At 48.7% G+C, this 24,616-nt stretch carries 19 protein-coding genes; 13 read left to right on the forward strand and 6 right to left on the reverse strand.

The window, feature by feature from the left end; translation table 11 throughout:
- Positions 1 to 62 precede the first annotated feature (62 nt).
- The 4 genes from Enr17x_RS24770 to Enr17x_RS24785 all read left to right on the forward strand — a co-directional run bounded on the left by Enr17x_RS24770 (position 63) and on the right by Enr17x_RS24785 (position 5,583).
- Positions 63 to 1,733 (forward strand): NAD-dependent malic enzyme, encoded by a 1,671-nt coding sequence (locus tag Enr17x_RS24770; protein ID WP_145312394.1) that lies wholly within the window; start codon positions 63 to 65, stop codon positions 1,731 to 1,733.
- Positions 1,734 to 1,793: 60 nt separating this feature from the next.
- Positions 1,794 to 3,488, forward strand: a complete 1,695-nt coding sequence (locus Enr17x_RS24775) for an alpha-keto acid decarboxylase family protein (RefSeq protein ID WP_145312396.1) — start codon at positions 1,794 to 1,796, stop codon at positions 3,486 to 3,488.
- A gap of 65 nt (positions 3,489 to 3,553) precedes the next feature.
- Positions 3,554 to 3,964, forward strand: a complete 411-nt coding sequence (gene yciA, locus Enr17x_RS24780; protein WP_145312398.1) for an acyl-CoA thioester hydrolase YciA — start codon at positions 3,554 to 3,556, stop codon at positions 3,962 to 3,964.
- A 107-nt stretch (positions 3,965 to 4,071) separates the two neighbouring features.
- Entirely contained in the window at positions 4,072 to 5,583 is a 1,512-nt protein-coding gene (locus Enr17x_RS24785; protein WP_198000782.1) for an FAD/NAD(P)-binding protein, read from the forward strand.
- Positions 5,584 to 5,623: 40 nt separating this feature from the next.
- On the opposite strand, the gene Enr17x_RS24790 is transcribed toward Enr17x_RS24785, so the two are convergent.
- On the reverse strand, positions 5,624 to 6,532 hold the full coding sequence (locus Enr17x_RS24790; RefSeq protein WP_145312400.1) for a class I SAM-dependent methyltransferase family protein: 909 nt from the start codon (positions 6,530 to 6,532) through the stop codon (positions 5,624 to 5,626).
- 63 nt (positions 6,533 to 6,595) lie between these two features.
- Positions 6,596 to 7,501, reverse strand: a complete 906-nt coding sequence (locus tag Enr17x_RS24795; RefSeq protein WP_198000783.1) for a TauD/TfdA family dioxygenase — start codon at positions 7,499 to 7,501, stop codon at positions 6,596 to 6,598.
- A 455-nt stretch (positions 7,502 to 7,956) separates the two neighbouring features.
- Here Enr17x_RS24795 and Enr17x_RS24800 point away from each other — a divergent pair, with 455 nt between their 5' ends.
- The 5 genes from Enr17x_RS24800 to Enr17x_RS24820 all read left to right on the forward strand — a co-directional run bounded on the left by Enr17x_RS24800 (position 7,957) and on the right by Enr17x_RS24820 (position 12,811).
- Positions 7,957 to 9,585, forward strand: coding sequence for a class I adenylate-forming enzyme family protein (locus tag Enr17x_RS24800; RefSeq protein ID WP_145312404.1), 1,629 nt, complete (start codon positions 7,957 to 7,959; stop codon positions 9,583 to 9,585).
- Positions 9,586 to 9,610: 25 nt separating this feature from the next.
- Positions 9,611 to 9,874, forward strand: coding sequence for a phosphopantetheine-binding protein (locus tag Enr17x_RS24805; RefSeq protein ID WP_145312406.1), 264 nt, complete (start codon positions 9,611 to 9,613; stop codon positions 9,872 to 9,874).
- A gap of 63 nt (positions 9,875 to 9,937) precedes the next feature.
- On the forward strand, positions 9,938 to 10,837 hold the full coding sequence (locus Enr17x_RS24810; RefSeq protein WP_145312407.1) for a 2-oxo acid dehydrogenase subunit E2: 900 nt from the start codon (positions 9,938 to 9,940) through the stop codon (positions 10,835 to 10,837).
- A 61-nt stretch (positions 10,838 to 10,898) separates the two neighbouring features.
- Entirely contained in the window at positions 10,899 to 12,230 is a 1,332-nt protein-coding gene (locus Enr17x_RS24815) for a bifunctional lysylphosphatidylglycerol flippase/synthetase MprF (protein ID WP_145312409.1), read from the forward strand.
- 203 nt (positions 12,231 to 12,433) lie between these two features.
- Complete coding sequence (locus Enr17x_RS24820; protein WP_145312411.1) at positions 12,434 to 12,811, forward strand: hypothetical protein; 378 nt, start codon at positions 12,434 to 12,436, stop codon at positions 12,809 to 12,811.
- 28 nt (positions 12,812 to 12,839) lie between these two features.
- Here the strand turns inward: Enr17x_RS24820 and Enr17x_RS24825 are convergent, their stop codons facing one another.
- Entirely contained in the window at positions 12,840 to 13,265 is a 426-nt protein-coding gene (locus Enr17x_RS24825) for an SRPBCC family protein (protein WP_145312413.1), read from the reverse strand.
- Positions 13,266 to 14,155: 890 nt separating this feature from the next.
- Here Enr17x_RS24825 and Enr17x_RS24830 point away from each other — a divergent pair.
- The gene (locus Enr17x_RS24830) at positions 14,156 to 15,109 is read left to right on the forward strand and encodes a DNA-methyltransferase (protein ID WP_145312415.1); all 954 of its coding nucleotides are present in this window, start codon (positions 14,156 to 14,158) and stop codon (positions 15,107 to 15,109) included.
- A 32-nt stretch (positions 15,110 to 15,141) separates the two neighbouring features.
- Here Enr17x_RS24830 and Enr17x_RS24835 read toward each other — a convergent pair whose 3' ends face one another.
- Positions 15,142 to 15,582 carry a hypothetical protein gene (locus tag Enr17x_RS24835; protein WP_145312417.1) on the reverse strand — a complete coding sequence of 147 codons (441 nt, stop codon included), beginning with the start codon at positions 15,580 to 15,582 and terminating at the stop codon, positions 15,142 to 15,144.
- Between the two features lie 138 nt (positions 15,583 to 15,720).
- Positions 15,721 to 16,704, reverse strand: coding sequence for a DUF1559 domain-containing protein (locus tag Enr17x_RS24840; RefSeq protein ID WP_145312419.1), 984 nt, complete (start codon positions 16,702 to 16,704; stop codon positions 15,721 to 15,723).
- A gap of 370 nt (positions 16,705 to 17,074) precedes the next feature.
- Here Enr17x_RS24840 and Enr17x_RS24845 point away from each other — a divergent pair, with 370 nt between their 5' ends.
- Both Enr17x_RS24845 and Enr17x_RS24850 read left to right on the forward strand, forming a co-directional pair.
- Positions 17,075 to 18,514, forward strand: a complete 1,440-nt coding sequence (locus Enr17x_RS24845) for a hypothetical protein (RefSeq protein WP_198000784.1) — start codon at positions 17,075 to 17,077, stop codon at positions 18,512 to 18,514.
- A gap of 145 nt (positions 18,515 to 18,659) precedes the next feature.
- Positions 18,660 to 19,166: a hypothetical protein gene (locus Enr17x_RS24850; protein ID WP_145312421.1), complete on the forward strand. Its 507-nt coding sequence runs from the start codon at positions 18,660 to 18,662 to the stop codon at positions 19,164 to 19,166.
- Here the strand turns inward: Enr17x_RS24850 and Enr17x_RS24855 are convergent.
- Positions 19,151 to 20,770, reverse strand: a complete 1,620-nt coding sequence (locus Enr17x_RS24855; protein ID WP_145312423.1) for a M20/M25/M40 family metallo-hydrolase — start codon at positions 20,768 to 20,770, stop codon at positions 19,151 to 19,153. The genes Enr17x_RS24850 and Enr17x_RS24855 overlap by 16 nt on opposite strands.
- 297 nt (positions 20,771 to 21,067) lie before the next feature.
- Between Enr17x_RS24855 and Enr17x_RS24860 the strand changes: the two genes are divergently transcribed.
- Positions 21,068 to 24,406: a spermine/spermidine synthase domain-containing protein gene (locus tag Enr17x_RS24860; RefSeq protein WP_145312426.1), complete on the forward strand. Its 3,339-nt coding sequence runs from the start codon at positions 21,068 to 21,070 to the stop codon at positions 24,404 to 24,406.
- Positions 24,407 to 24,616 lie beyond the last annotated feature (210 nt).

Consider the following 24,616-nt stretch of genomic DNA (forward strand, 5'->3'; position numbering starts at 1 on the left):
GAAACTGCAAGGGGTCGACTCATCATCAATCCACGTCATATTCACATCGGGACAACCTAAGCATGAATTCAGGACGGTCAACAGAGGAATTTACTATTGAAAAACGCGGTGTCTTGCTGATTGAAGATCCGCTCCTGAATAAGGGGACTGCCTTCACTCAGGAGGAACGCGTCAAGCATGGCCTACTGGGACTGCTCCCCCCGCACGTGGATACGCTGGAAGAACAGGAAGAACGGGCTTACGAAGCATTCTGTGATTTCCACACCGATATCGACAAGCATATTTTTCTGAGACAGCTCCAGGATGAAAACGAAACGTTGTTCTATCGTCTGCTGCTGGAACACATCACCGAAATGATGCCCATCGTGTATACGCCCGTCGTCGGTCTGGCATGCCAGCGGTTCAGTCATATCTACCGCCGGCCACGGGGAATTTTCATTTCCTATCCCGAACGCGACTCGATGGATGCGATCTTTGAAAACATCGAACACGATGTTGATGTGATTGTCGTCACCGACGGCGAACGCATTCTCGGTCTGGGCGATCAGGGCGTGGGAGGTATGGGCATTCCGATCGGTAAATTATCACTCTACACGCTGTGTGGCGGCGTTGATCCTGCGAAAACTTTGCCCATTGTCTTGGATCTGGGAACGAATAATCAGGAACGCCTGGACGACCCGCGTTATATCGGCTGGCGGGAAAACCGGATCAAGGGCGCGGAATATGACGCCTTTATCGAGCAGTTTGTGACCGCTGTCAAAAAACGGTTCCCGCACGTGCTCCTGCAATGGGAAGATTTTGCGTCTGTGGATGCGGAACGAATTATTGATAAGTACCGCGATGATTTGTGTACGTTCAATGATGACATTCAAGGCACCGCCGCTGTGACCACGGGAACGATTCTCGCAGCGATTACAGCCGCGGGGGGCAAACTGGTAGATCAGAACATCGTGATGTTGGGAGCAGGCTCGGCCGGTGTGGGGATTTGCCTGCAGTTGAAACAGGCCATGATCGACAACGGGCATTCGGAAGCGGAAGCCCGTTCTCATTTTTATGTGATTGATCGAGACGGTCTGCTTCACTCCGGCAGGACGGATCTGGATCCACTGCATCAGAAACTGGCGCAGTCACCTGAAAATTTGAAAGGCTGGGACTGTGATGTCACAGGTACCATTTCGTTTGCGGATGTGGTGCGGAACAGCAAGCCAGGTGTTCTCGTTGGTGCCACAGGACAAGCCGGCGCGTTTACCGAAGAAATCATTCGCGAAATGGCGAAACATACCAATCGACCTGTGATCTTTCCACTTTCCAATCCTACTTCGCGTGCCGAGGCCATCCCCTCTGATTTGTTGAAATGGACTGATGGCAAAGCCGTCATCGCGACCGGAAGCCCCTTTGATCCGGTCGAATATAATGGCGTGACCCATTACATCGCGCAATGTAATAACAGTTATATCTTCCCGGCAATGGGACTGGGTATTCTGGCCTCGCGTGCACGCCGGGTGACCGATTCGATGTTTATGGCGGCGGCGTTTGCCCTGAAAGAAACATCACCGGCACTGAAAGATCCCGCTGCTTCGTTGCTCCCGTCTCTGACGACAATCCGAGAAGTCGGCCGCAAGATTGCCCGGGCAGTCGCTGCGGCAGCCATCGAAGCTGGTGTGGCCGATTCCATTACTGAAGAAGAGATTGATCAGCGGATCGAAGAAACCATGTGGACCCCCGAGTACTGATACAGCCCAACGTTTGATACACCAGGCGCATGCACGCATTCATTGATAGAAGGAACTTTCATGTCAGATCATTGCACTACCACCGTCGGCTCATATCTCGCTTCCCGGCTGGAGGAAATCGGTCTAGAACACTATTTCGCCGTACCAGGAGACTACAATCTTGTTCTGCTGGACAAGCTCCTGGAAAACAAAAATCTGAAAATGATTTCCTGCTGTAATGAATTGAACGCCGGTTATGCTGCCGACGGTTATTGCCGGGCTACCGGCGGTGCGAGTGCGGTCTTCGTGACTTACAGTGTCGGCGGATTGAGTCTGCTGAATGCTGTCGCTGGCGCGTATGCTGAAGACCTGCCGGTGATCGCCGTTTCCGGTGGACCGAATACCAACTCCGAAGCCGAGTTTGAAATGCTCCATCATACGCTGGGTGAACTGGACTATGACTACCAGCGCGAGATCTTTTCCAAAGTCACAGCGGAAGCCGTCACGATACACGACCCGCGCGAAGCGCCCACGCAAATCGACCATGCGATTCAGACCGCGCTCCGGTTCCGCAAACCCGTTTATATTGAAATTGCCTGCAATATCGCGTCAGCGGTTACTTCCGCGCCGAATGTACGTTCCTTCGGCGGGCCGACCGCCAGTGATCCGGTTTCATTGAAAGCTGCCGTTGAGCGTGCAACAGAGATGCTGAATGCTGCGACCAAACCGGTGCTGGTCTCCGGCGTCAAATTGCGTTCGTTCGGTGCAGAAACCAGCTTTCACAAACTGGCTGACGCATCCGGCTATGCGATCGCCAGCATGCCGAACGCCAAAGGCATGTTTGACGAGCAGCATCCGCATTACATGGGAACGTATTGGGGCCCCGTGGGTTCGCCCGGATGCGGCGAGATCGTCGATTCCTCCGACCTCTGCCTGTTTGCCGGCGGGACATTTACCGATTACACAACGACCGGTCATGCGGCTTTGATCGACCCGACCAAAGTGATTCAAGCCCGTCCCAACAGTGTGATCTTTCCCAATCAGACATTCAGTAATGTCAAACTGGCTGAATTCCTGGAGGAACTGTCTACAAAAATTAAATCAAACGACGGTTCCATGATCGCGTTTAAACGCATTCAGGAAGAGGTCACTCCACTCTCTCCCGGCGATCCCGAGACGCCGCTTTCCACGCGACAACTGTTTTCGCGCATTCAAAACATGTTAGGCTCCGACTCAACCGTGATTGCCGAAACCGGAGATTCCTGGTTCAACGGTATGCAGCTGAATTTGCCCACCGGCTCCCGATTCGAAGTACAAATGCAATACGGGTCGATCGGCTGGTCTGTGGGTGCGACACTCGGCTACAGCGTCGGCGCCCCCAATCGACGCCCGATTGCGCTGATCGGGGATGGCTCGTTCCAACTGACGGCGCAGGAAGTTTCAACGATCATTCGTTACGACCTCAAACCAATCATTTTCCTGATGAACAATCGCGGTTATACGATTGAAGTGGAAATTCATGATGGCCCGTACAACACAATCAAAAACTGGAACTACGCCGATCTGGTCAAAGTTTTCAATGCGGAAGACGGAAACGGCTGGAGCTGTCAGGTGAGCACTGAAGGTGAACTGGATGAGGCGATCAAAAACGCAGTTTCGCAAAATGGTCCGGCGTTGATTGAAGTCGCTATTGACCGTGATGATTGCAGTAAAAATCTGCTCGTCTGGGGAGGTCATGTGGCGAAAAATAATGGTCGTCCGCCACGCTTTGCTTAATCTAACAGAACAGTGTCGCCTCGAACTGTGTTATTTCGTCTGACCAAAAAGAGGATTGAATCACCATGGAAGAAGCCTGTGATCTGCCGGAAGGCAAACTGATTCTGCGCACACTGGCGATGCCTGCTGACACGAATGCCAACGGCGATATTTTTGGCGGCTGGATCATGTCGCAAATGGACATCGCCGGCGGTATTTTATCGAAAGAGATTTCGGGAACTCGCACGGTTACGATCGCCGTCGAGACGATGAAGTTCATCCGTCCGGTCAAAGTGGGTGATGTAGTCAGTTGTTATGGAACGGTGGAAAAAATTGGAACCACGTCGATGAGGTTGCAACTCGAAGTCTGGGTCGAACCGGTGCTGAGGCACGAAGATTCAAACTGTCCGTACTTCAAAGTGACCGAGGCGGATTTCACTTATGTCGCCATCGATAAAACCGGGAAAAAAACGCCGATTGTCAAACATGGCTGCTGACCGGCGCCTGAAATCGCTGTCTGCCTGTTACCGGTAAGTGGTTCCGTGTACAATTGAAGGGACTCTTTGAGTCCTGATCGATGTCAATACATCAGCAGTAAATCAGCGTGATACACTCCGTGGCTGTCGGCTGTTCCCGGTTGCCTGAGTTGAGTGTGAAAGGACCGGTACTGATGAAAAAAGTGGCGATTATTGGAGGTGGTTTCAGCGGAACGATGGCTGCTGTGAATCTGGCACGATTAAGCGACAGCCCGCTGTGCATTCAACTGATCAATGATAAATACCCACTGGGCCGCGGCGTCGCCTATGGCACGAAACGCGAAGAGCACCTGCTGAACGTCGCGGCGCGCAATATGTCCGCCGTCCCCGATCATGCCAATCATTTCCTGGACTGGCTCCGTACCCGGGTTGACTACAGTGATCTGCCAGATCCTCAGCTGCGTGAAACGTATGTGCCGCGTCGCATCTACGGCGACTATCTGCGCAGTATTCTTTCCACCTATATGCAGCCGATCGACAGCCATCACCCGGCGGAAATTCAGGTCATCGAGAATGAAGCGGTCGACATTGAATTCAACTTTGATGGCTGCGCAGTAATAACTCTCAAAGATGGAACTACCTTCGAAGCAGACCGCGTGTTACTGGCGACGGGGAATCAGCCTCCCTCCTCTTTAGACGATGAAGCATTCTCACACGAAGCTTATTCCCCCGATCCGTGGGGAAACTGGCTGGAAAAAATCCCGGATGCGCAGGAAGATCTGATTGTTCTGGGAACCGGCCTTTCGATGATCGATGTCTTTCTGACGCTCAGTGAACTGGAGTGGGAAGGCAATATGATTGCAATTTCGCATAACGGCATGATTCCACAGGCTCACTTTCGCGGGATTGAATATCCCGATTTTCTGCCAGACGAACCGGAAAATCTGGGGCTGGAAAATCTGGTGCAGTTGCTGGAAAAACATTGTCGTCAACTGCAACGAATTGGTGAGAACCCCGGCATCGTTGTTGACCGACTGAGACCACATACGCAACGGATCTGGCAAAAACTTCAGCTTGAAGAAAAACAGGAATTTCTCAAACGCTATGCAGCACGCTGGAATGTCATCCGACACCGGATTGCCCAACCGATCCACCAGCGAATTACCGAAGCGATCACGGAAGGCCGATTAAGGGTTGTGCGAGGAAGAATTACCGGCCTCAGTACGCAAGATGACAAAGTCTGTGTAAGTGTGCAGAACAAAACTGGCGGCGAACAAATCTTGCAAGGTGGGCTGGTTATCAATTGCACCGGGCCGAATTGCGGATTTTCCGATACCAGTGTGCCTTTATTCCAAAACCTGCTGAAGCGCGGGCTGATTCGCCCGGATGAACTGGACATGGGAATTGATGTCGGTGCCGACTTCGCCGTCATTGATGGGGAAGGAAATCACTCCGAGTTCCTGTTTGCCATTGGCCCCCTGATGAAAGGAACACTCTGGGAAACAACGGCAGTTCCGGAATTGCGGGGACAGGCGATGCGCGTGGCCCAACTATTGCTGGACGATGTTGCGATCGTCACTCCGGGTCATGATTATCGGATCTCGGTTGAAGAAGAACACGTAATCGAATACTACATTTAACAGTGATCGCCGATGGTCTGCGGCTAACAAACCGTGATCGCTACGCATCCTTTACAACGGTAATCACAGGATAAATCTGCATTGGCTCGGTTATCTGATCGAGCGTACGAAAACCTGCCGATTCCAATAGGCGCTTTATATCGTTCGCGCTCCGTTTCACATGCTGCAAGCCAAAGACTCGCTTGAGAAACGGGCTGCCGTTATAAGGATCGACTAAGCCATGCGTGATCAGAGTTCCGCCAGGCAGCATGACTTTATGCAACGCTCCCAACAACTCTGAAAACTGAGCATCGTCGAGATATTCCACCAGTCCGATTAGTTTAACGATGTGCGGTTTCACTTCGGGTAAGACTTTGTGAATCTGCCGCGCGTCTCCCTGTAAGAAATGGATGCCATCGGCAATTCCCAGTTGTTGTGAAAAGTGATGCCCATACTCGAATGCGTCGTCATCAAGATCAATCAGGTAGGCAGCAATCTGATCGGCATTGAAATTCAGTCGAGAAATCGCGGTCTGCACATGCCGGCCGGGACCTGCTCCTACGCCAACCACGGTGACTTTTTCTGTTTCCGCATATTGTCTCATTAACTCCATGAGTTTTTGCGTGACAAGCTGCAACCGATTCCGTGAGGCACGGGCAATGGGATTGTCTTGTAATGCCTGTCGGTCTAATGAGTCAACCGGTTCCCGGTTACGATACATCATCTCCATCGTGCGCCAGCCCCCCGGACGACGGAAGGTCTCCGCAAGTAATTCACTTTGACTGGACTTGAGCAGGCGCTGAAGCCATGTAACTGGAAGCAAATAATTTTTGTAGGGATTCGCTACCCAACCACCAATCCGCAGTGACAACGGCATCGCTTCCAGCGGTTGATTCAAATCAGCGGGAACCCAAATCTCCGGCTGTTTCAGTGTTTCTCGTGTATCACTACCAGAATTGATTACAGACATTCCCGTTGTTCCCTGTTCCTATTGGTCATCGATTTCAGCCGATTTTCTCGCATGAGAAAAAAGTCATCCCATCGCAACCAGGATTTTACGGGGCCCCTCGTAAGGCATGCGCCCATGGGCCACACTGAAATTATCCAGTGCCAGAACATCTCCCTGCTGCCAGGGAAAAATCACCGCGTTTTCCCACAGTGTATTTCGGACTGCTTCCAAGTCTTCATCGGTGATCGGTGAACCATCCCCGAAGTACGCATGCGTCGGCAAATTCTCTTCGCCGAAACGTTGCAGCATTTGCGCGCGATTGCGTTCGTTGACGTTGGTAATGTGCCACAGGTCTGCCTGGTTAAACCAGAGCATTTCCCCCGTGACAGGATGAGGAATCGTGGCGGGGCGAATCGACCAGGTCCTCAAGTTTCCATCGTCTGTCCATTCAAACTCAATGTCATTTTCCTTGAGATAGGATTCCACCTGATCTTGGTCACTGGTCTCGAAGTAATCCATCCAGGATTTGCCGATCCCCCGTTCCTGTCCATGCATGTTTTTTACATAGCGAACTCCCCGCTCTTCGAACCGGGCAAGTGTTGCGGGCGGCATGGACTGATAGAGCTTGCGACAATCGACGATGGGTGTTTCTCCGCCAGTCTCGGGAGCAATATGACAGTGAAAGACAATTCGTGGAGGCGGTGCTTTCGTATAAGACAACTCGTTGTGCAGGGTAATACGAAATTGTGCTGGGAATTCAGTCGAAGTATACACGTTTCCCGTCACTTTCGTACGGGGAGATTGCCCTTCCACATACGGTTTCAGCTCGGGAATCAGGGCCTGGGCAACGCGTTGGAATTCCTCGGTTTCCTGAATTCGAAAACCGCGGAACAGGACACCTCCCTTTTCCAAAAGGGTTTGATTCACCCAGTTCTGCTCTACAGCAATTTGATCCAATAACTGTTCGAGCGTTGCATTACCTGAACACATGGGTTCCACGATGCAAGGGAGCTCACCTACCTTCTCTAAATAAGATGTCTTGAGTTCCATCTGCTTTAACCCCAATCCCTAGCTATCCTTAAGTACTGAAAGCGATTTTTGCCCAAAGAATATCTTCAAAGACAACGGGGCTCTCCCAGCTCTATTTTCATTTGGCGGCGATAATAGTTCGCTCCCGGTTTAAAGTAAATCCCTTTACCCCAACCTCTCTCATGCCATCCTCTTCTCTCCAATTACAACAAAATAGACAAAGTGGGAAATGTAGCAGAAAAACAAGGTAAAAAACTGATAAGCCGATCAGTTTAATGAATCTCAATGTGACAGAACTTCCGATAGTAATGAGGGTATTCCCCTCAGTCTGTTTATTGGTCCAGTTAAAGAAAGATCGGAACGACTCCAGCTCAGGAACGAATTGCGTCCGCGTTCCCTGAAACAGGTTGTTTACTATGTGCTGTTCGACTGACATGATCTCAGAATTGATCTTCATCAATGTAAGCCAGCAATCAGCCCGATTGCCTGACTCAGACACGACATCACGCTGTCAGGAACCTTCCTCTGCCAGTCTTGTTGACCTGATTTCTGAAATCGCAGAGAAACGGGCTATTTACCCAGCCGTCTCTTCTGCAAACGAAACCTGGAATTACAGCAGTCTGATTTCTGCGGTACAGAAGATGGCTCGGCAACTGCGAAATAGCCCTGAGTTTCAACCTGGCAATCGAGTCTTGCTTCTGGTACCAAACTCGGTCGAATATATCGCCGCCTTTTACGGAATCCTGATGGCACAAGGCGTCGTAGTCCCATTGGCGACCAACCTGGAGAGTGGCACTTTTGAGAAGATTCTCAGATCCACTTCTGCGACACAGGTCATCACAACTCCTCAAGTCCTCAATCGACGTCCGGATCTGCAAGAATTGCAGGCAAAAAATACACAAAAGAATCAGCGTCAGGAAATCCATCGAACGGCCACCATTCATTCGAACGATGCTCCGGCAGATCTGGCGGCGATCTTTTTTACGGCAGGTTCCAGTGGGACTCCCAAAGGAGTCATGCTGAGTCATACGAATCTGATTTCGAATGCACAGTCAATCCAGAAATATCTAGAGCTGGATACATCAGAGCGTCCGTTATGTATCCTTCCCTTTCATCATGCATACGGGAACTCCGTCTTACAGTCCCATCTGCTGGTGGGAGCGCACCTGATCCTTGACGGCAATCCAACTTTCCCAGAAAGCATGATCGACGCATTGAATCAACATCAATGCACGAGCCTGTCGGCTGTTCCCGACCTATACCGGATTCTGCTGGAACGAACCTCGTTCGGTCAGACAGAAACCCCGTCTGTAAAATATATGACGGTCGCCGGGGGCGCTCTGGAACATTCACGTTCGGTTGAAATCAGCCAGTCGATATCCCCGGCGCGCTTCTTTGTGATGTATGGACAAACGGAAGCCACTGCCCGTTTAGCGTATGTCCCTCCCGAACAACTGGCGAATGTTTCCGCTAGCTGTATCGGACAGGCCATTCCTGAAGTGACTCTGGAAGTGGTCGATGAAAGCGGACAGCCTGTAGCGTCCACAGTGGTCGGTGAACTACGTGCCCGGGGTCCCAATATCATGTTGGGTTACTGGGGAGACCCGGCTGGAACACATGAGCGAATTCAAGATGGCTGGCTCTACACGGGTGACCTGGCAACCACGGATGAATCCGGGTGGATTTTTCTCAAAGGCCGTCGTAACGCGCTCGTCAAAATTTCCGGCTATCGAGTCCACCCCGCTGATCTGGAAGAGTTTGCGATAAGATCTTTTCCGATCGCCCAGGCTGTCGCTGTCCCTTTTGAATCGAAAAATACAGGAACCCGATTAGCCCTGTATATCAAGCCGGCTGCCGAGAAACCAGAATTATCCGTTTCTGAAATGACAAAGATCTGCAGAAAAAAACTGCCGCGACAGATGGTACCGGACCATATTCACGTCATTACTGATTTTCCATTGAACCACGCCATGAAAGTGGATCGACAGAGATTAACTCAACTCATGAAAGATGTCGAGTTAAAGCAGCAACTGTTGAAACAATAACGCGACCAGATAAAAGGAATGATAAATGGACTCATCAATTCAAATTCGATTGATTGATTTTCTACGCTCCGTCACCGGCCAGCAAGATATCACAGCAAGCACAGACTTGCTGGATTCCGGTTTACTCGATTCGTTGACCATGATGGACCTGCTGGTTTTTGTGGAATCCGAATTTGAGCTGCGTCTTGATTTCCAGGACATCAAACCTGAGTTGTTCAAAAGCCCGGAAACCATTGCCCGTTTGATTGCCAGCCGATTATCTGACCAAGGTCAATCGGAGGCTGCTTAACTGCACAGACAGTCCTCGTAAATACGCTATTTCACTTTCGACTCTCATTCAGGCAACAATTCCATGTACTGGTCAACTCACCATAAACCTGTGCCACTTTCTGAAATTGGTTGGATCAACACCACTTATCTGGGAAGCGCCTCTCTGCGCTGCGATCCCATGCTGGTCTGGGGAACCACTGTCGACATGGAAGAGATGGCTCCTTTTCTGGAAGAACAGAGAAACCAGCAGGGAAGCACGCTGGTCACAACTGCGCACGTGTTAATACGTGCTGTGACAGAAAGCCTGAAACAACATCCTGAAGTCAATCGGCGTGTTGTCGGGCGTAAAGTCTTTCAGTATGAAGGTGTCAACATTGTGATGCCGATGCTGCAAACAAGTACTGGTGAAGTGGACTGTGTTTTCATGCGAAATGCAGAAAATTTCTCTTTAGATGGCGTTGCCAGATATTTCTGGGAGGCAGCCCGTGAAAAAGCATTAAAAACGGCAGACGAGCGCAAGCGAATGAAAGCGGGTAACACATTCAAGAACCGCATCATCAATCTGGGAAAACGCTTGCGACTTTCCTGGATGTTACATACCTGCAGTCTGGGATTTACCGCCGGAAACTGGCTGCGTGCCCCCACCATCTGGCCCTGGCAACAGGGACTGAACCATGCCGGGGCATTTGTCAATTACCTGGGGTTCCCTGGAGCACCTCCCTTGATTGCGCATAAACCCGCCTCTCTGCCAATGAACTCCTACAACATTGCCGTCACGATGGGACCGACTGAACCGCGTCCTGTAGTCCTTAATGATCAGGTTCAGGTTCGAAAACAGGCTTCCCTGTTTGTTCGGCTCGATCACCGCATGGTGAATGGAAATCAGTCTGCAGCATTTATCAATACGCTACGCTCCTATCTGGCCGCGCCCCAGACATTGGTTCAAGAAAATGGATATCGCGAGCAGAAACGGGCAGCTTGAAAGCAAAACCATTCCAGAAAACACGCTGTTTTGATCCACAACGAGAAACGGAATTCTATTCATGTCTACATCTGATCCCAGCCACCTGTTCGGCCAGAATCAGCAAAACCAACACAAGCTGATACAGCATTCAGAAGACGAAACGTTGTATGAATTTCCGTTTCAAGATGCGTCTCTGAGAGTTGACTCCTCACATCATCAGGCTCCCACTGAAGACTGCAATCAGATTTTGCCATGCAGCCCTGATTCGACCGGAGACATCTCAGAATCAGAACTGCGGGAATTTATTTTTCAACATGGAAGATATTTTGACTCCTACCTGGCAACGGAACCAGGTCGCCTGAGTTTCTGGTCGCGCGGGCGGCGCGGATTGATTTCTTATAAACGCTGGAGAAAGCATGTCATCATTGGTGGTGGGTTGATCGCTCCCGAACACCACAAGCCACAATTAGTCACAGAATTTCTGGAGTACGCCAGACAGAATCGGCTCTCAGTCGCGTTTCATAATATCGGCGAAGAAGATCTTTCGTTTTTTCAAGACTTTCAGTTTCAGATCACTAAATGGGGCGAAGACCCGATGATTGATCTGGAATCCTGCACCTGGCAAGGAAAAGAATTCGAGTGGGTTCGTAGACAGACGAATTACTGTTTGCGACAGGGAGTTACTGCTTGTGAAGTACGCCCCGATCAGCTTCACCCGGTGCAGTGGCTTGAAACGATTTCGGAAGTCATTCAAGTTGCCAATGAATCACTGACTCGCAAGCCGCAAAAAAAAACGATGCAGTTTTTTGAAGGGCGGATTGATAACCACGACCTGGGTCTTCGCAGGCTGTTCATAGCCCGTCGCCAAGGCCGAATTGAGGGCTTCGTCATCTGTAATCCCATTCTGAATGGGACCGGCTGGGCAACCGAGCTTTATCGGCATCGGCTCGATTCTGTAAAGGGAACCATGGCATTCCTGATTCATCATGTTCTGCAACAGCTGAAACAGGAAGGAGTTCAAAAAGCCGGACTTTGCCTGGATCTGGGACGGGACTGCCATCCACTGCCAGGAGACAGTTTTCTGGTTCGACAGGGGCTGGTATTTGCAGAAAAGCACCTGACCAGCATTTTTGATTTTACCGGACTGCGTCACTTCAAAAGCCGATTTCGACCACAGTATGAAAAACGCTTTGCCTGTGTTTATCCCAAAGTCACCATCGGTTCTCTGCTGGCGTTTGCCAGTACAACGGGCGTACTGGATCTGCACTATGGAAGATTCGCACGTAATCTCTATGATCAACTCCGCAAACGGACTTTACGAAAGAATCTGACCCAAGGTAAAAAAAGCGGCCCCGTACTGAAGTGTGAACAGTCTGGTGAAATAAATCGTAAATTCAAACGAAGTGCCTGAGAAAATTCAGACACATTCTACTTTACGTAACTAACTATGGGTCAAGAGTTTATGCTGGCTAATGGCATCAGAAAAATCTGTTGTTCCTCACACGGTCCTCAATTTGTCGCATTCCCCTTGGTTCTGACGAATTACTTGAAGAACGGGCTGGAAATCTGGTCCATGCTCAGGCTGAATCAGTTGATCAAAAGGGGGAAACCGCTATGGCACGCATCATTCTGTTCGCATTCATCGTACTGAATTCACTCTCTTTCCTGGAAGCAGGAGAAACACGAACCTGGGAAGGGAAGTGGAACAATCGCAAGTACAACACAACGGGCCCTCTCAAGTGTGTTGCGACGTCCAATGACAAAGGAGTCTGGAAGGCGACCTTCACAGGCTTGTTCAAAGGGGACCCGTTCAAATATGAAGCAACTTTCCGATCCCAGGCAAAAGGCCAGCAGTTGAACCTGGCCGGAGATGCCACTATTCGTGGCCACAAATATCAATGGACGGGCTTCATGAAGGGTGCCACACTCAGCGGCAAATACCGTTCGAATATCGGCTACTATGGCGAGTTCGTGCTGAAACAGAAAAAGTAGCCGTCTGGTCAAATCGTTACTCGATAAATCAATCTGATCCGCCCGCGGCATTAAGATGTTCTTTAATCTGCTGCAGATTGGTCAACCCCGTTGGTTTCCCCAGTTTCATAATGAGCTTGATCAAGAGCCATCCCCAGAAAGGGATTTCTTTTTCAAAAATGATTCGCTCAATGACCTGCGTACGTCTCCCCTTGGGAATGATTTCATAGATGACCGAGAAATGTTCCGGCTCCTTCAGTTTCTCATCCGCTTCCACAACAATATTACAGATCACATTTGACGGATCGTTATCTTCAGGAACCATCCCAGCAAAATCGACTGTTCTCCCCTTAAACTCAAGCCGGCCGATACATTTATCTCCCTCGACGGCAATGGACCTGATCTTGTCATTGATTTTAGGCCAGTTTTCCAGATTACTGAGCCAGTCATGAATGACCTCGGGAGAAGCATCCATCTTTATTTTCTCAGATAGTTCCAACTGCATCGTTCACATCGCTCTTTTCGAATTGTGTGGAGAAACTTCTGCCTCTCAGTATGTGGGGAATCCGAATCCCTCGCAAGGCTTGTTCTCCGAATCAGATTGTGATTCATTTCCCTTAGCGTTCTGTTCGAGAAAACCGGAGTCGTTCTTGTTGATGCGGGAACTCACAAACACAAGAAAAGGTCTCCTCCAGTAGAAACACAGGTTGCAGATCAGACCTTTTGAATGTATACAAATGAGCCAGCTGTTTTTGTATGGATGTAAATTCTAAATGACTCTTTTAAATTAGGTCTGTAATATTTTAAATTAATTGAAACAAACGGGTTGCTAGCGCTACTCCTAATAAATAGTCAAACTCATCGAACTGAATCTCAGATCTGGCCATCTCATTCAATCTTGATTCTCATCAATTTGATGCAATGGTTTATACCCCGTTTCCCTTATTAGAACACGTTTACAAACTGCAATCAAACGCGTTTACAGCTGCTAAACTTACCTGGAGAACTCCACCATTTCTTCTCTGATTTCCTTTTTTCATTCTGAATGAAACTAATAACGAACCTCAAAACTATCTGAGGGGTTAACATTGAAAGAGACCAGCTTCTTCTCGAAGCATAGATCACCTTTTCGGTCTCCTTCATTTAAAAACAAATTGCCAGTTAATGTTCGCACGTATCGGAAGCATACAAACGAATCGACTCTGTTTTCAAACAATCACCCATCCAACTTTCTGCCTACCTGCAACTATCTGCAAACGATTCGATAAAGCTGAGATTTCAATCATTCTCAATTTATTTATACTGCTACGAGCATCCTCAAGAAATGATTACTGTAGAGGAATGGCTGTTAAGGAAGACAAGCATATGAAAAATAATCCTTTGCCGCGTCTTGATGAAGACCCACAACTGCGAGAGCGTTTACTACCGCATTGTCGGCTTACATCAGGAGAGGTTTGGGAAGATCCCGAAGGGCGTCATCGTGTGGCTTGCGCCGATGCCACGGATCCCCGTCAAATCCAGAACCTGGTTCGCGATGATCGGGCCGCACTGGCAATTCACGATCCACCTTATAATCTGGTTGCCTTTGATCTGCGAAATGTGGATGCGTTTATTGACTGGTGTGCAAAATGGGTTCAGCTCTCAGAACAATGTATGAGCGAGAGTGCGTCATTTTATGTCTGGCTAGGTGCAGACCAAAACCAGCATTTCCAGCCATTGCCACAATTCATGATTCTCATGCAACAACTGGGACTGTTTGAATCGCGTTCCTTTATCACCATGAGAAATCAGCGCGGTTATGGCACACAGAAGAACTGGATGGCGGTCAGGCAAGAACTTTTGTACTACACCAAAGGGACTCCGTTCTTTGAAGTTCAATACACAGACATCCCGAAAATTTTGCGCGGTTATTACAAAAAGATTAATGGACGAAAAACGGAAAATCTGGAACGAGGCCGTTCTGAAAACATCCGTCCTGGAAATGTCTGGGTTGATATACAACAAGTCTTTTATCGTATGGAAGAAAACGTATCAGGCTGCTATGCGCAAAAACCTCTTAAATCAACCGAACGCATTATCCAGGCAAGTTCACAACCTGATGATTTTGTGCTTGATTTCTTTTCACACTCCGGCTCGACCCTGATCGCCTGCGAACAACTCGGGCGACGCTGTCTCACTACAGATCTCGATCCGATTTACTGTGAGATTTCCATCCGCCGCCTTGAATATCTTCGTGAATCAGGGAAAAGCGGTTGGCAGAATGGGCATCCTTTTGAAGACGTACTTGAGCGCGATGAACAGATCCTGGCTGATGAATAATCTTGTTTTAGAAAGTCCTGGTTCAGATCGAATCAAGGAGAACTCAGTTCAAAATTAAACTGGTTAGTGCCCTGATTCACCTTCGCAGATAATTCGCTGGTTGCTGGATCGACATACTTTAATGGGATCTTAAGTATACCAGCTGTCTTTTCCTGTGAATCTGCCAGGGGATCAGACTTCGCTGTATTGGAGAATACAGATATTTGATATTCACCTGCGGGAATCCCATCTCCGTATTGGCTGCTTGTAATTGAGTAAGCACCATCTTTAATCTCTGCAATCGCAGCAAACCCAGTATTAGAGATAAAACTAAGCATCCCTTCGGATATTGGAACTGAATCGAGTGTGACTGTGCCGGAGACAGTACCTAGCAACTCATTTGAACTCGAGCACCCAGACTGTAAACTCAATCCTGTCAGAATGACGAATACACAAAACTTTGACCTGAAATCTCTATTTCTAAATTGACGCATGGCTTCTATCTCTATTTTGAATATCCGCAAAGTACTCAACTTGAGCATGCGTAGTTAAATGTTCAAACCATAATTCGATAAGGCGTCTCAATGTTTTCAGACGAAGTCAGACAAACAGGAAGTTAAATCCATCTGCGATTAGAAATCGCCTAGAATGTTTCCATCATCGCGAATAGCGAGATTAATTAAAGTAGACTGATCGAGTGAGGAAGACAGGAAACGAACTCCTCCATCTGCGCGAAGCACAAAAGCTCCTCCGGAATGGATTGCCTGAATGGAGTTGTTTCCACCATCGCGACTATTTCCTCCACTTCCTGGTAATTCGGTAATATAATCGATTTTGTAACGAATCGTTGTCATATTACGAGCCCAAGGATTAGCACTAAAAGGATAAGTTTCGCCTGAAACAGGTTTATTGGGACGCCCTTGTGCGCCAGGGCCGATCCAGGTACCCCATTCGCCACTTCCCCGAATGTCTACATTCTGACCACTTGAGTTTATACCCCAATTGGACTGTTCACCCACAACAATTGTGTTTGACGTTCCATCAGTGATATCTCTCAACTTTACCGACGCGTTGGCAATTAAGACACCGTTTTCACACGCATAACCGACACTATTACTCACACATCGATTTCGCCCAGTCGGATCATTTGCTGATGTTGCGGAGGCACTCGCGCCAGCGATTCCAACATAACAACTGGTAGCGTACACACCATCTCGTATGCAAAATTGAGGAAGTGTGCTTGATGGACACCAAAGGATGCTCGGTGCCCAGTTTTCTAAAACCGTCTTGTTAGGTCCACCAGAGTACCCAGAATAATCGGCGGTAACCATACGGTTTGTAACGGTACTCTGCTCCATTTGTGGTAAAATTGCCACCCACCACGAATAGGAAAAAACACCAAAGCCACCTGCTGGGAAAGTCCGATGTGCATCGTGATAGTTATGAAGTGCCAAGCCGATTTGCTTCAAATTATTTCGACAAGACGACCGTCGCGCGGCTTCACGTGCCTGTTGAACTGCAGGCAAAAGCAAAGCGATGAGAATCGCGATAATGGCGATCACAACAAGTAACTCGATTAGAGTGAACGCGCGACGTGATGCATTCTTTGAGTACATGGTGTTTCCTCTTTATTATTTTGAACGAGAAGCGACTTCATTGATTCCAGAACTGACGCAACTGGTTGAATACTTGCACCCACTGTTTATTTTGGCACCAAAGTATATTATTTTGTCGTCACTGGCAACAATAATTTACTTTGACACCAAAATATTCTAGAGTTTTTGGCTTAGACCATGCTTCACTCGGTCATCTGATGGCTGTATCCCTCTTCTTTCACTTTCTGCAATCATCTGTAATGAAAAGGGTTACGAACTTCTTATGAGCATACTCATCAATGAGCATTGTTGCGTTCCCGGAACCACGTTTTTATAATTGCTGCTTGATTCGTGTGGACTTTTTCAGTGACTTCAGTCGGGAGCAAAGTAGATGCAGGCAACAGGAAATCGGCAACTGGCTTTGATATGGATTTGTGCAATTTGTTTCTCTCTGATCATTTCTTCTGTTTCAGAAGCAGCAGATACTCCAGGTAATAAGGTCTTCAAAGCGGGAGCGGCCACCAGCAATATCACACCTCCACTGGGTGAAGCGATTGTAGGAGGCTTCAAACCGTTTCCTTCTGAAAACGTACATGACGAATTGCATGCCCGCTGTCTGGTGCTTGACAACGGCGAAACCAAAATCGCGTTCGTCATCTGTGACAGCCTGGGCATTACCGAAGACGTTTATCAGGACGCCCGAAAATTGATTAAGGAAGAAACGGACCTGCCTCCGGAAAATATCCTGATGGCGGCAACACACACCCATTCCGCCACACGTGCCAGCAGTCCCACATATCATGAATTCCTCTCGCGTCGTATCGCAGACTGTGTCCGCCGTGCACTGGAAAACAGAGTACCTGCGAAGATCGGTTGGGGAGGTATTGATGAACCTTCGGAAGTATTCAATCGTCGCTGGTTCACAACAAACCCGGAATTCTGCAAGAATCCCTTCGGTGGCGTTGATACCGTGCGGATGAATCCTCCCCGCGGGAATAAGACACTGGTTAAGCCAGCCGGTCCGATTGACCCTGAAATCTCTTTCATCAGTGTGCAATCACTGGAGGGTCACCCATTGGCCTTGCTGGCAAATTATTCACTGCACTATGTGGGAGGTGTTAAGAAAGGGGAAATTTCTGCCGATTACTTCGGTATTTTTTCCGAAAAGATCGGCTCACTGATCGGTGCCGAGTCAGATCATCCTCCCTTTGTGGGCATGCTTTCTAACGGCACCAGTGGTGATATCAACAACATTAATTTCTCTAACCCAGGCAAACGTAAGAAACCTTATGAGAAAATGACTCAGGTCGCCAACCTCGTCGCACAACGAGTGGCAGAAGCATACAAAAATGTCAAATACCATACCTGGGTTCCCCTCGGTGCTGCGAGTAGTAAATTGACTTTAAAAATCCGCAAACCGGATGCAACCATGCAGGCTTACTTTAAGAAAGTCATGACGCAACCGGAAGATGCCCCCAAGCACCATCGCTACGAGCGCAATTATGCAGGCCGCGTTCAAAGGTTACTCGAAGGTCCAGATGAAATGACTGTGATGCTGCAGGTATTACGCATCGGCGATTTAAGTATTGCTGCCATCCCTTTTGAAACCTTCTGTGAAATCGGTCTCGAACTAAAGGATAAAACCCCCTTTGAAGATGCATTCACCATTGAGATTGCTAACGGCTATAATGGTTATCTGCCGACACCTGCGCAGCACAAGCTGGGTGGTTACGAAACCTGGATGGGTACCAATCGCGTTCAGATCGATGCTTCCGATAAAATCACCGCGATCATTCTGGATTTGATGGGCAAATTACACTCCGGCCAATAAACCAGGCAAGTCAGGCTCTGCATTGGTCATCGTTTTATGCCTGCTGGGGTCACTGCGCCTCTCGACAGAAAAAGTGCGGTTTCAAAAAAGAGCCCATCGATTACAATGTGGACAGTCAGGCTCAACCATCTTACGGGAATCGATTATGACCAAGCGTCCCAAACGAATGATGTATGCTGGAGGCGGAGTTTTAATTCTGGGGATCATTCTTGGCCAGTTTTTTGGCCTGACCCCCGGCATCAACACCGATTCCGGTCCGGGAGAAAGTGAGCAGACCACAGAATCAGCCGATGAGAGCCAGTCGATTATGGCATCCAGTGAATCCGATATCGTACCAGTTCTGATTGAGCCGGAACCCCAAAAAAACAAATCACAGCTGGAAGTTCCCTTACGGGTGCTCGACATCCTGATTGAGGATCGCAGCTACCTGATCAAGTCAGCGACACAGCCAGAAGACAGCTACCAACCTGCAGAGATTGACAAGATTATTCAGTTCGCAAAACAGACGTCAGGAGACGAAGATGGAATTCGTATCCGCGTTTACCGCAAAGGGTCTGCCCGTGTAATTCCAGAATCACAACTGAAGGATGCCTTGAAAAAAGCAGGACTCTCTCAACAAACGATTGACTGGAAAATTCACCTGGTTGATTGAATTGTGATTTTTTTCAACAGCCCCTCACGTTCCACCAGAACAGTGAAGGGTAGCGGTAAGGTTGTTGCCAGCTTGCGGAATTCATCGCTGTTCGCGAAAGGTTTGTCGGCGATTTCATAAATCCGATCATTGATTTTGAGTTCAGACAGATCCGCGGGAGATGATCCCACAATATCAGAAATCACGACAACAGTGGGTTCTGTTTTATCAGTCTTCCATTCAATCCCCAGCTTCACCGGTTGTCCCGCCAGTTCGACCGGTATTTCCAGTAGTTTCTCCTCCATCATCCTTTTAATTTGCATAATAATTTTAACTGGAGCGCTACGAATCAATGCAGCAAATCCGGGGGATGTTACAGGCGATTTGCCATCCACTTTGATAATTTCATCACCGACTTTCAGGCCCGCCTTATCGGCAGCCGTATTAGCAAGGACCTGGGTGATCAGTAAATTTCCCTGTTTGTACTTTTCTGCATTCCATGCGACTCCCAGCCGCGGAGGCTCAGGCGAAGCGGCGCGTGCCTGCTGATCAATGCCTGCCAGAACATCGCGGTTGGCATTCCGATATTCTGGCTTTTCATCCTGTAATGCAAAATCGAGAGCAAGCTGAGTCAGAAGTTGCGCGCACTTGCGAGTCCCCTCGTAGTCAATTTTATGTGCATCGTCTTCGGGTCGGTGATATTCTTCATGCTTGCCCGTATGCAGCATCAGAAACGGGACCCCTTTCTGATATAAGGGCCAATGATCGCTATCTGGACGGATTGCGCTGTCAAACTTAATCTTTACCCCAGCCTCACGGTGATTACATTTTACGGCACAAGAGCGTAAACCATATGAAGAACGTGAACCAAATAGACTCAGTGGTTTTTCTTTCAAACGCCCCACCATATCTAAATTGAGGTAGATGGCAATCTGATCAAGGGGCACGGTTGGATGATTGACCCAGTATTTCGAACCCAGCAGTCCCATTTCCTCAGCATCCCAGAACACAAACATCAATGAACGTCGGGGAAGCGTTTTGTGTTGAGCGAGCGCCTCAATGGCTTCCAGAAGTGCCGCGGTTCCGCTCGCATTATCATCGGCTCCATTATGAATCTGTCCGATCCCCCCACGACTGTTCGATGGTTTGCCATACCCCACATGGTCGTAGTGTGCTCCAATCACGACGAATTCTTTTTTCAATTCCGGATCGTTGCCAGGAATGATTCCAATAATGTTACGGAAGCCGCCGTCAAATTCCTGGAAATACCCTTCATCAACCAGCCCCGGCTGAATACTATTCTTCTGAAGCACGCCGCGAATATAAGTCCCCGCAGCTTGTCCCCCCTGGGAACCCGCTTCGCGTCCCTCAAGCGAATCACTGGCCAGAAATTCGATATGCTTCTTGAGCTCATCGACCTTGATCGAATTTGCAGCCGCCTTGTACTCCGCAGGGTAACTCGACTCTGCCTGCAGTAACTGATTGCCACAGAGGAAATAAGCGATCCCTGCCAGCAACGTAAAGCAGAATCGCTTAGTACATAATGGAGACCATTTCTGTCGGTCGTTAAATTCCTGCCGACAATGTAATGCCTGAGATTGCAGCTGCTTCAATAGATCGTTCACGCTGAAAGACTTCTATTTGGGTTGGAGAAAGAGAGCTTCTAAGACTACCTATTCTTACTCTTCGCCTCAGTTTTGACTAGAGGCGTATACATAAGTCTCTTTCACAAGCTGATCTCGACCGAGTTACAACGACTGGTATTGCATATATTTACGAAAATTCGATAAAACACGCTCTGCATACCACATACACCGATCGGCAAATATTGCTGTTAAAAGACTCTTAGGAAATGACTTAGAGTAAGCTACTTTAAGTTCAGATGCAAATCTGTTTGATAAATATCAACAGGCAAGGAAGCCATGTTACGTTCAATCGCTCATAAGCTAATCCAATTTATGATCCAGATTCTGCAACAGCATTTGGGTATTCTTTTTTTGACCGGTTGGATCTGCGGTCTGTTTGTCTTTTCCTGCGTGCAGCGATATCAGGCATTTGTGAGTGACAGCCCTGAAGTGATGACCGGAATTGGTCTGGCAATTGTTGTCGGAATCTGGCTGGGCCTACCTGCATCGGCTCCACTTTCCAAACCGACAGCCGAGTCAAAAACTGATCGAACCAGAATTCGAATCTCTTTTATGTTGTTATCACTCTGGTCGGTTTGTTTTCCTCTGCTCTTGAAGCAACTCAATTCGATTCTGCATCTGATTTCCGTGCAGCAGATGTCGAACTTTGTCTTTTTAACCGGCCTCATGATTCTGTCTGCGATGGCGCTGATTATGCCCGCAGTCTTCTGGTCGACCAGGCTGTTCTGGTTCACTACCAGACAATCCAACATTCAGTTTAATCCTGTAAAATCTCTGCTGAATCAACACATCGCCCGTTACCTGGCAGGTGTGGGTTTCGCACTGATCTCGGCCGCCTGCTGGCTCGTTCCCCAGTTCGGGTGGAATCTGGCTCTGGCCTTACCTGTCAGCCTGGCCCTGATCGTCAGCTTTGGACCCTGGTTGATGAATTACTTGAATGCGTATCTGCCAACGTTTCCTGGCTGGCTCAAAATTAAGTCAGACAAAACAGACTTAGCGACTTCAGCATCGAATGCATCAGATCAATGGGAACAATCAACCGTTACACCGTTCCTGCTCCGGGCCTCAAGCTATCCAATGAGCCTGGCAATCGGGATCCTGTTTTTCACTTTGACTCGAGTTCTATTTCAGTTATATCCCGATTCGCTCTATCTGAAAGTGACGATCTGGGCGGCCTTCTTCACGGGAATTGCCATTGCATTTGCCTTCTTTCGAAAACAGGACGCAGCGCAACAGTCACGAGTGGCTGCTGGATTCACACTGGGAACGGGCCTCGTCGGCGTGAGCTGTCTGGCTCTCTTTCCGGTATTCGTTTCCTGGACGCTGCACGCAAACGCCTACATTGAATATGCCTTGATTCTGGCTCTGGTACGAGGCAGCTTTACGGCAATCATCTTTTCCCTTTTGGGGGCCTGTTGGGGTGGCTGGCTTAACCTATCACTGGCAAATCGTTATACAAATTCTGACGAAACTCCAACGGTTGTACTGCCGGTCTGGCAACCATTCTGTTTTCTGGCTGGCATGCTGTTCAGCTTCTGGCTGATTGCATCTTCACTCGCCGACATCAAATCAATCACGGTACTAACCTCTTTGTCACTGCTCTGTCTGGCAGCTGTCGTCTGGTTTTCCCAACAAGGGATTCCACGCACGCGACTTCAACGTCTCGCCAGTATCTGCGGCTTATTGGCTCTTACACTCGGACTGTTTTTTCACCACAACTATGATGCCCGCCATTCTGCCAAAATGCTGTTTTCCACAAATACATTCACAGGACTTCGCTACGGATTGAAACCGGAAATGTTACCTCACCTGGATGAAGGGCGGTGCCTTTCCGAAATCGATGGGGAATATGGAACATTCACACTCTGGTCGTATCGCGAAAACCAGATTCAGATCCGGCGAAGCGGATTGCCATTCGGAGTAACCAGCGTGGACCCGGGACTGTGTCCTCACACAACAGGCGAACTGATGCCATTTCTGATCCCTGTCATTCTGCATGAGCGACCAGCAGATGTCCTGTTTCTTGGTTTGGGATCCGGCGTTGGTCTCAATGCCAGCTTGGATTTTCCAGTACAACACGTCACCTGCCTGGAGCCTGATAGTGGGCTGGTGAAATTGTATCAGGAAGAAATTGCTCCTCGCAATTCGATTTCCGCTTTTCAATCAGAGCGGGTCCAACTGAATCAACTGCCCGTCGCATTGGCGATGGCTGCCCGGTCTGAAACCGAAAAACGATATGACTTAATCATCAGCAACCCCATTCAGTCCGTGGTCACACAGTCTCAGGCGGAATACACGGCTGAATTTTATCACAACGTCTCCCGCCATCTGAATGAGGATGGCATTTTCTGTCAACGATTTCAGCACATTGATTTTGGTGCCCAGCCTTTACGCGTGGTGGCACAAACATTTTTGTCCGAATTCAAACTGGTGATGGCCCTTGAAATTGCAAATGGCGAGACCTTATTCCTGGGAACCAATTCAGACCAGGGATTCATCCGCGAGAATCTGATCGATCGCATCCAGGCGCCACAGGTACGACGCACTCTGGCACAGGTAGGCTGGGACTGGTCGGTACTGTTGAATCTGGCCGCCTACTCAGCCGACGCTTTATATCAAATGACGTTAGACGTAAATACCAGCGTCAATAATACTTCCACAGGGACGTTTGCCTTTACACTGCCTTATGAAATGATGCGTTGGGGACCGAAACGCCGGGAAGTGCAACAGATGATTTCCCAAAAAGATCGCACCGGCCGACTGATCAACTGGATGCACAATGAAAAAGACGACCCCATCGTGCTTCGAAGACTGTCTGAAGTCACCGCACAAAACAAACTGATGGCACAATATCCTGATCAATATTGGAAGTACCGTAAACCAGCCAAGGAGCAGATCACCGAAAACCCTCGTTCTCTGATCAAACAGGTCGCCGCTGAAGGACTGGCCAAAGACAATTATATCCACGACGAAGACAAACGCCGCATGCTGTATTTCAAAGCATTGTCGGATGCCATGGAAACAGCAGATCCATCGGTGGAATTGATCAACCGCGTCGTCAGATTTACATCCACGTACGACCCCATGATCAGCTACTTTATGCACGATGAAGTTGCCGAACTTTATAGGAAGTCAAAAAGCGCACCACCGAAGCTGGAATTTGCACATCGCCTGCATGCAGTCAATTATGGTTCCGGTTCTGACCGGGCCATCAATTCTGTAGTGCGCGCCATCGAACTGGCGGCGACCACTCCAGAATTGTTTTTATCCAAAGACCAGCAGTGGGATCATCTGAACGGGTTACTGCAGGCTTTGAAAGCACGCTGGGATAACCGATCACAAGCGCGCCCTGTCACATCGAAACAGGCACTGCATGATATTGAATTGAGTATCTCTGCGATTGAAATGGCATTTGACACGATGGCAGACATCCACGCTGAAGTGGGAATTTCACAGGAAGACTGGCGTCTGCGAAAACTGGTTCTGGATCGAACCCTGGTTCGACCGTTAGAAACCTATCACGATCGCGTTCTACCGCATCACTACAAGAAAAAAGGCAAGGAAGCGAAGAAGCTTTTGGATCAGCTCAACCTGCCTGATGCTTCAGCCTTGTAAGGGTCTGAGATACGGCTATTTTCTGACTCGCCGCAAAATTTCGAATTCCCTGAATCTTTTTCTGATCTGAATGAGTATACTGAACAGGTCGGATCCAGTTTCCGGAAATGGATTTTGCCTGCCGACTGTTTGAAAAAAAAGTAGACGATTTTTAATATTTGACTCTGTCTGTCGAATCAGACATAACAGGTGCTTTCAAGATCATTTTCA

The sequence above is a fragment of the Gimesia fumaroli genome (assembly GCF_007754425.1).
Taxonomy (GTDB): Bacteria; Planctomycetota; Planctomycetia; order Planctomycetales; family Planctomycetaceae; genus Gimesia; species Gimesia fumaroli.

Coding starts and splice junctions, on each gene's coding strand:
- Enr17x_RS24770 (WP_145312394.1), top strand. CDS start 63: ATGAATTCAGGACGGTCAACAGAGGAATTTACTATTGAAAAACGCGGT.
- Enr17x_RS24775 (WP_145312396.1), top strand. CDS start 1,794: ATGTCAGATCATTGCACTACCACCGTCGGCTCATATCTCGCTTCCCGG.
- yciA (WP_145312398.1), top strand. CDS start 3,554: ATGGAAGAAGCCTGTGATCTGCCGGAAGGCAAACTGATTCTGCGCACA.
- Enr17x_RS24790 (WP_145312400.1), bottom strand. CDS start 6,532: ATGTCTGTAATCAATTCTGGTAGTGATACACGAGAAACACTGAAACAG.
- Enr17x_RS24795 (WP_198000783.1), bottom strand. CDS start 7,501: ATGTGTTCAGGTAATGCAACGCTCGAACAGTTATTGGATCAAATTGCT.
- Enr17x_RS24800 (WP_145312404.1), top strand. CDS start 7,957: ATGTGCTGTTCGACTGACATGATCTCAGAATTGATCTTCATCAATGTA.
- Enr17x_RS24805 (WP_145312406.1), top strand. CDS start 9,611: ATGGACTCATCAATTCAAATTCGATTGATTGATTTTCTACGCTCCGTC.
- Enr17x_RS24810 (WP_145312407.1), top strand. CDS start 9,938: ATGTACTGGTCAACTCACCATAAACCTGTGCCACTTTCTGAAATTGGT.
- Enr17x_RS24815 (WP_145312409.1), top strand. CDS start 10,899: ATGTCTACATCTGATCCCAGCCACCTGTTCGGCCAGAATCAGCAAAAC.
- Enr17x_RS24820 (WP_145312411.1), top strand. CDS start 12,434: ATGGCACGCATCATTCTGTTCGCATTCATCGTACTGAATTCACTCTCT.
- Enr17x_RS24825 (WP_145312413.1), bottom strand. CDS start 13,265: ATGGATGCTTCTCCCGAGGTCATTCATGACTGGCTCAGTAATCTGGAA.
- Enr17x_RS24830 (WP_145312415.1), top strand. CDS start 14,156: ATGAAAAATAATCCTTTGCCGCGTCTTGATGAAGACCCACAACTGCGA.
- Enr17x_RS24835 (WP_145312417.1), bottom strand. CDS start 15,582: ATGCGTCAATTTAGAAATAGAGATTTCAGGTCAAAGTTTTGTGTATTC.
- Enr17x_RS24840 (WP_145312419.1), bottom strand. CDS start 16,704: ATGTACTCAAAGAATGCATCACGTCGCGCGTTCACTCTAATCGAGTTA.
- Enr17x_RS24845 (WP_198000784.1), top strand. CDS start 17,075: ATGCAGGCAACAGGAAATCGGCAACTGGCTTTGATATGGATTTGTGCA.
- Enr17x_RS24850 (WP_145312421.1), top strand. CDS start 18,660: ATGACCAAGCGTCCCAAACGAATGATGTATGCTGGAGGCGGAGTTTTA.
- Enr17x_RS24860 (WP_145312426.1), top strand. CDS start 21,068: ATGTTACGTTCAATCGCTCATAAGCTAATCCAATTTATGATCCAGATT.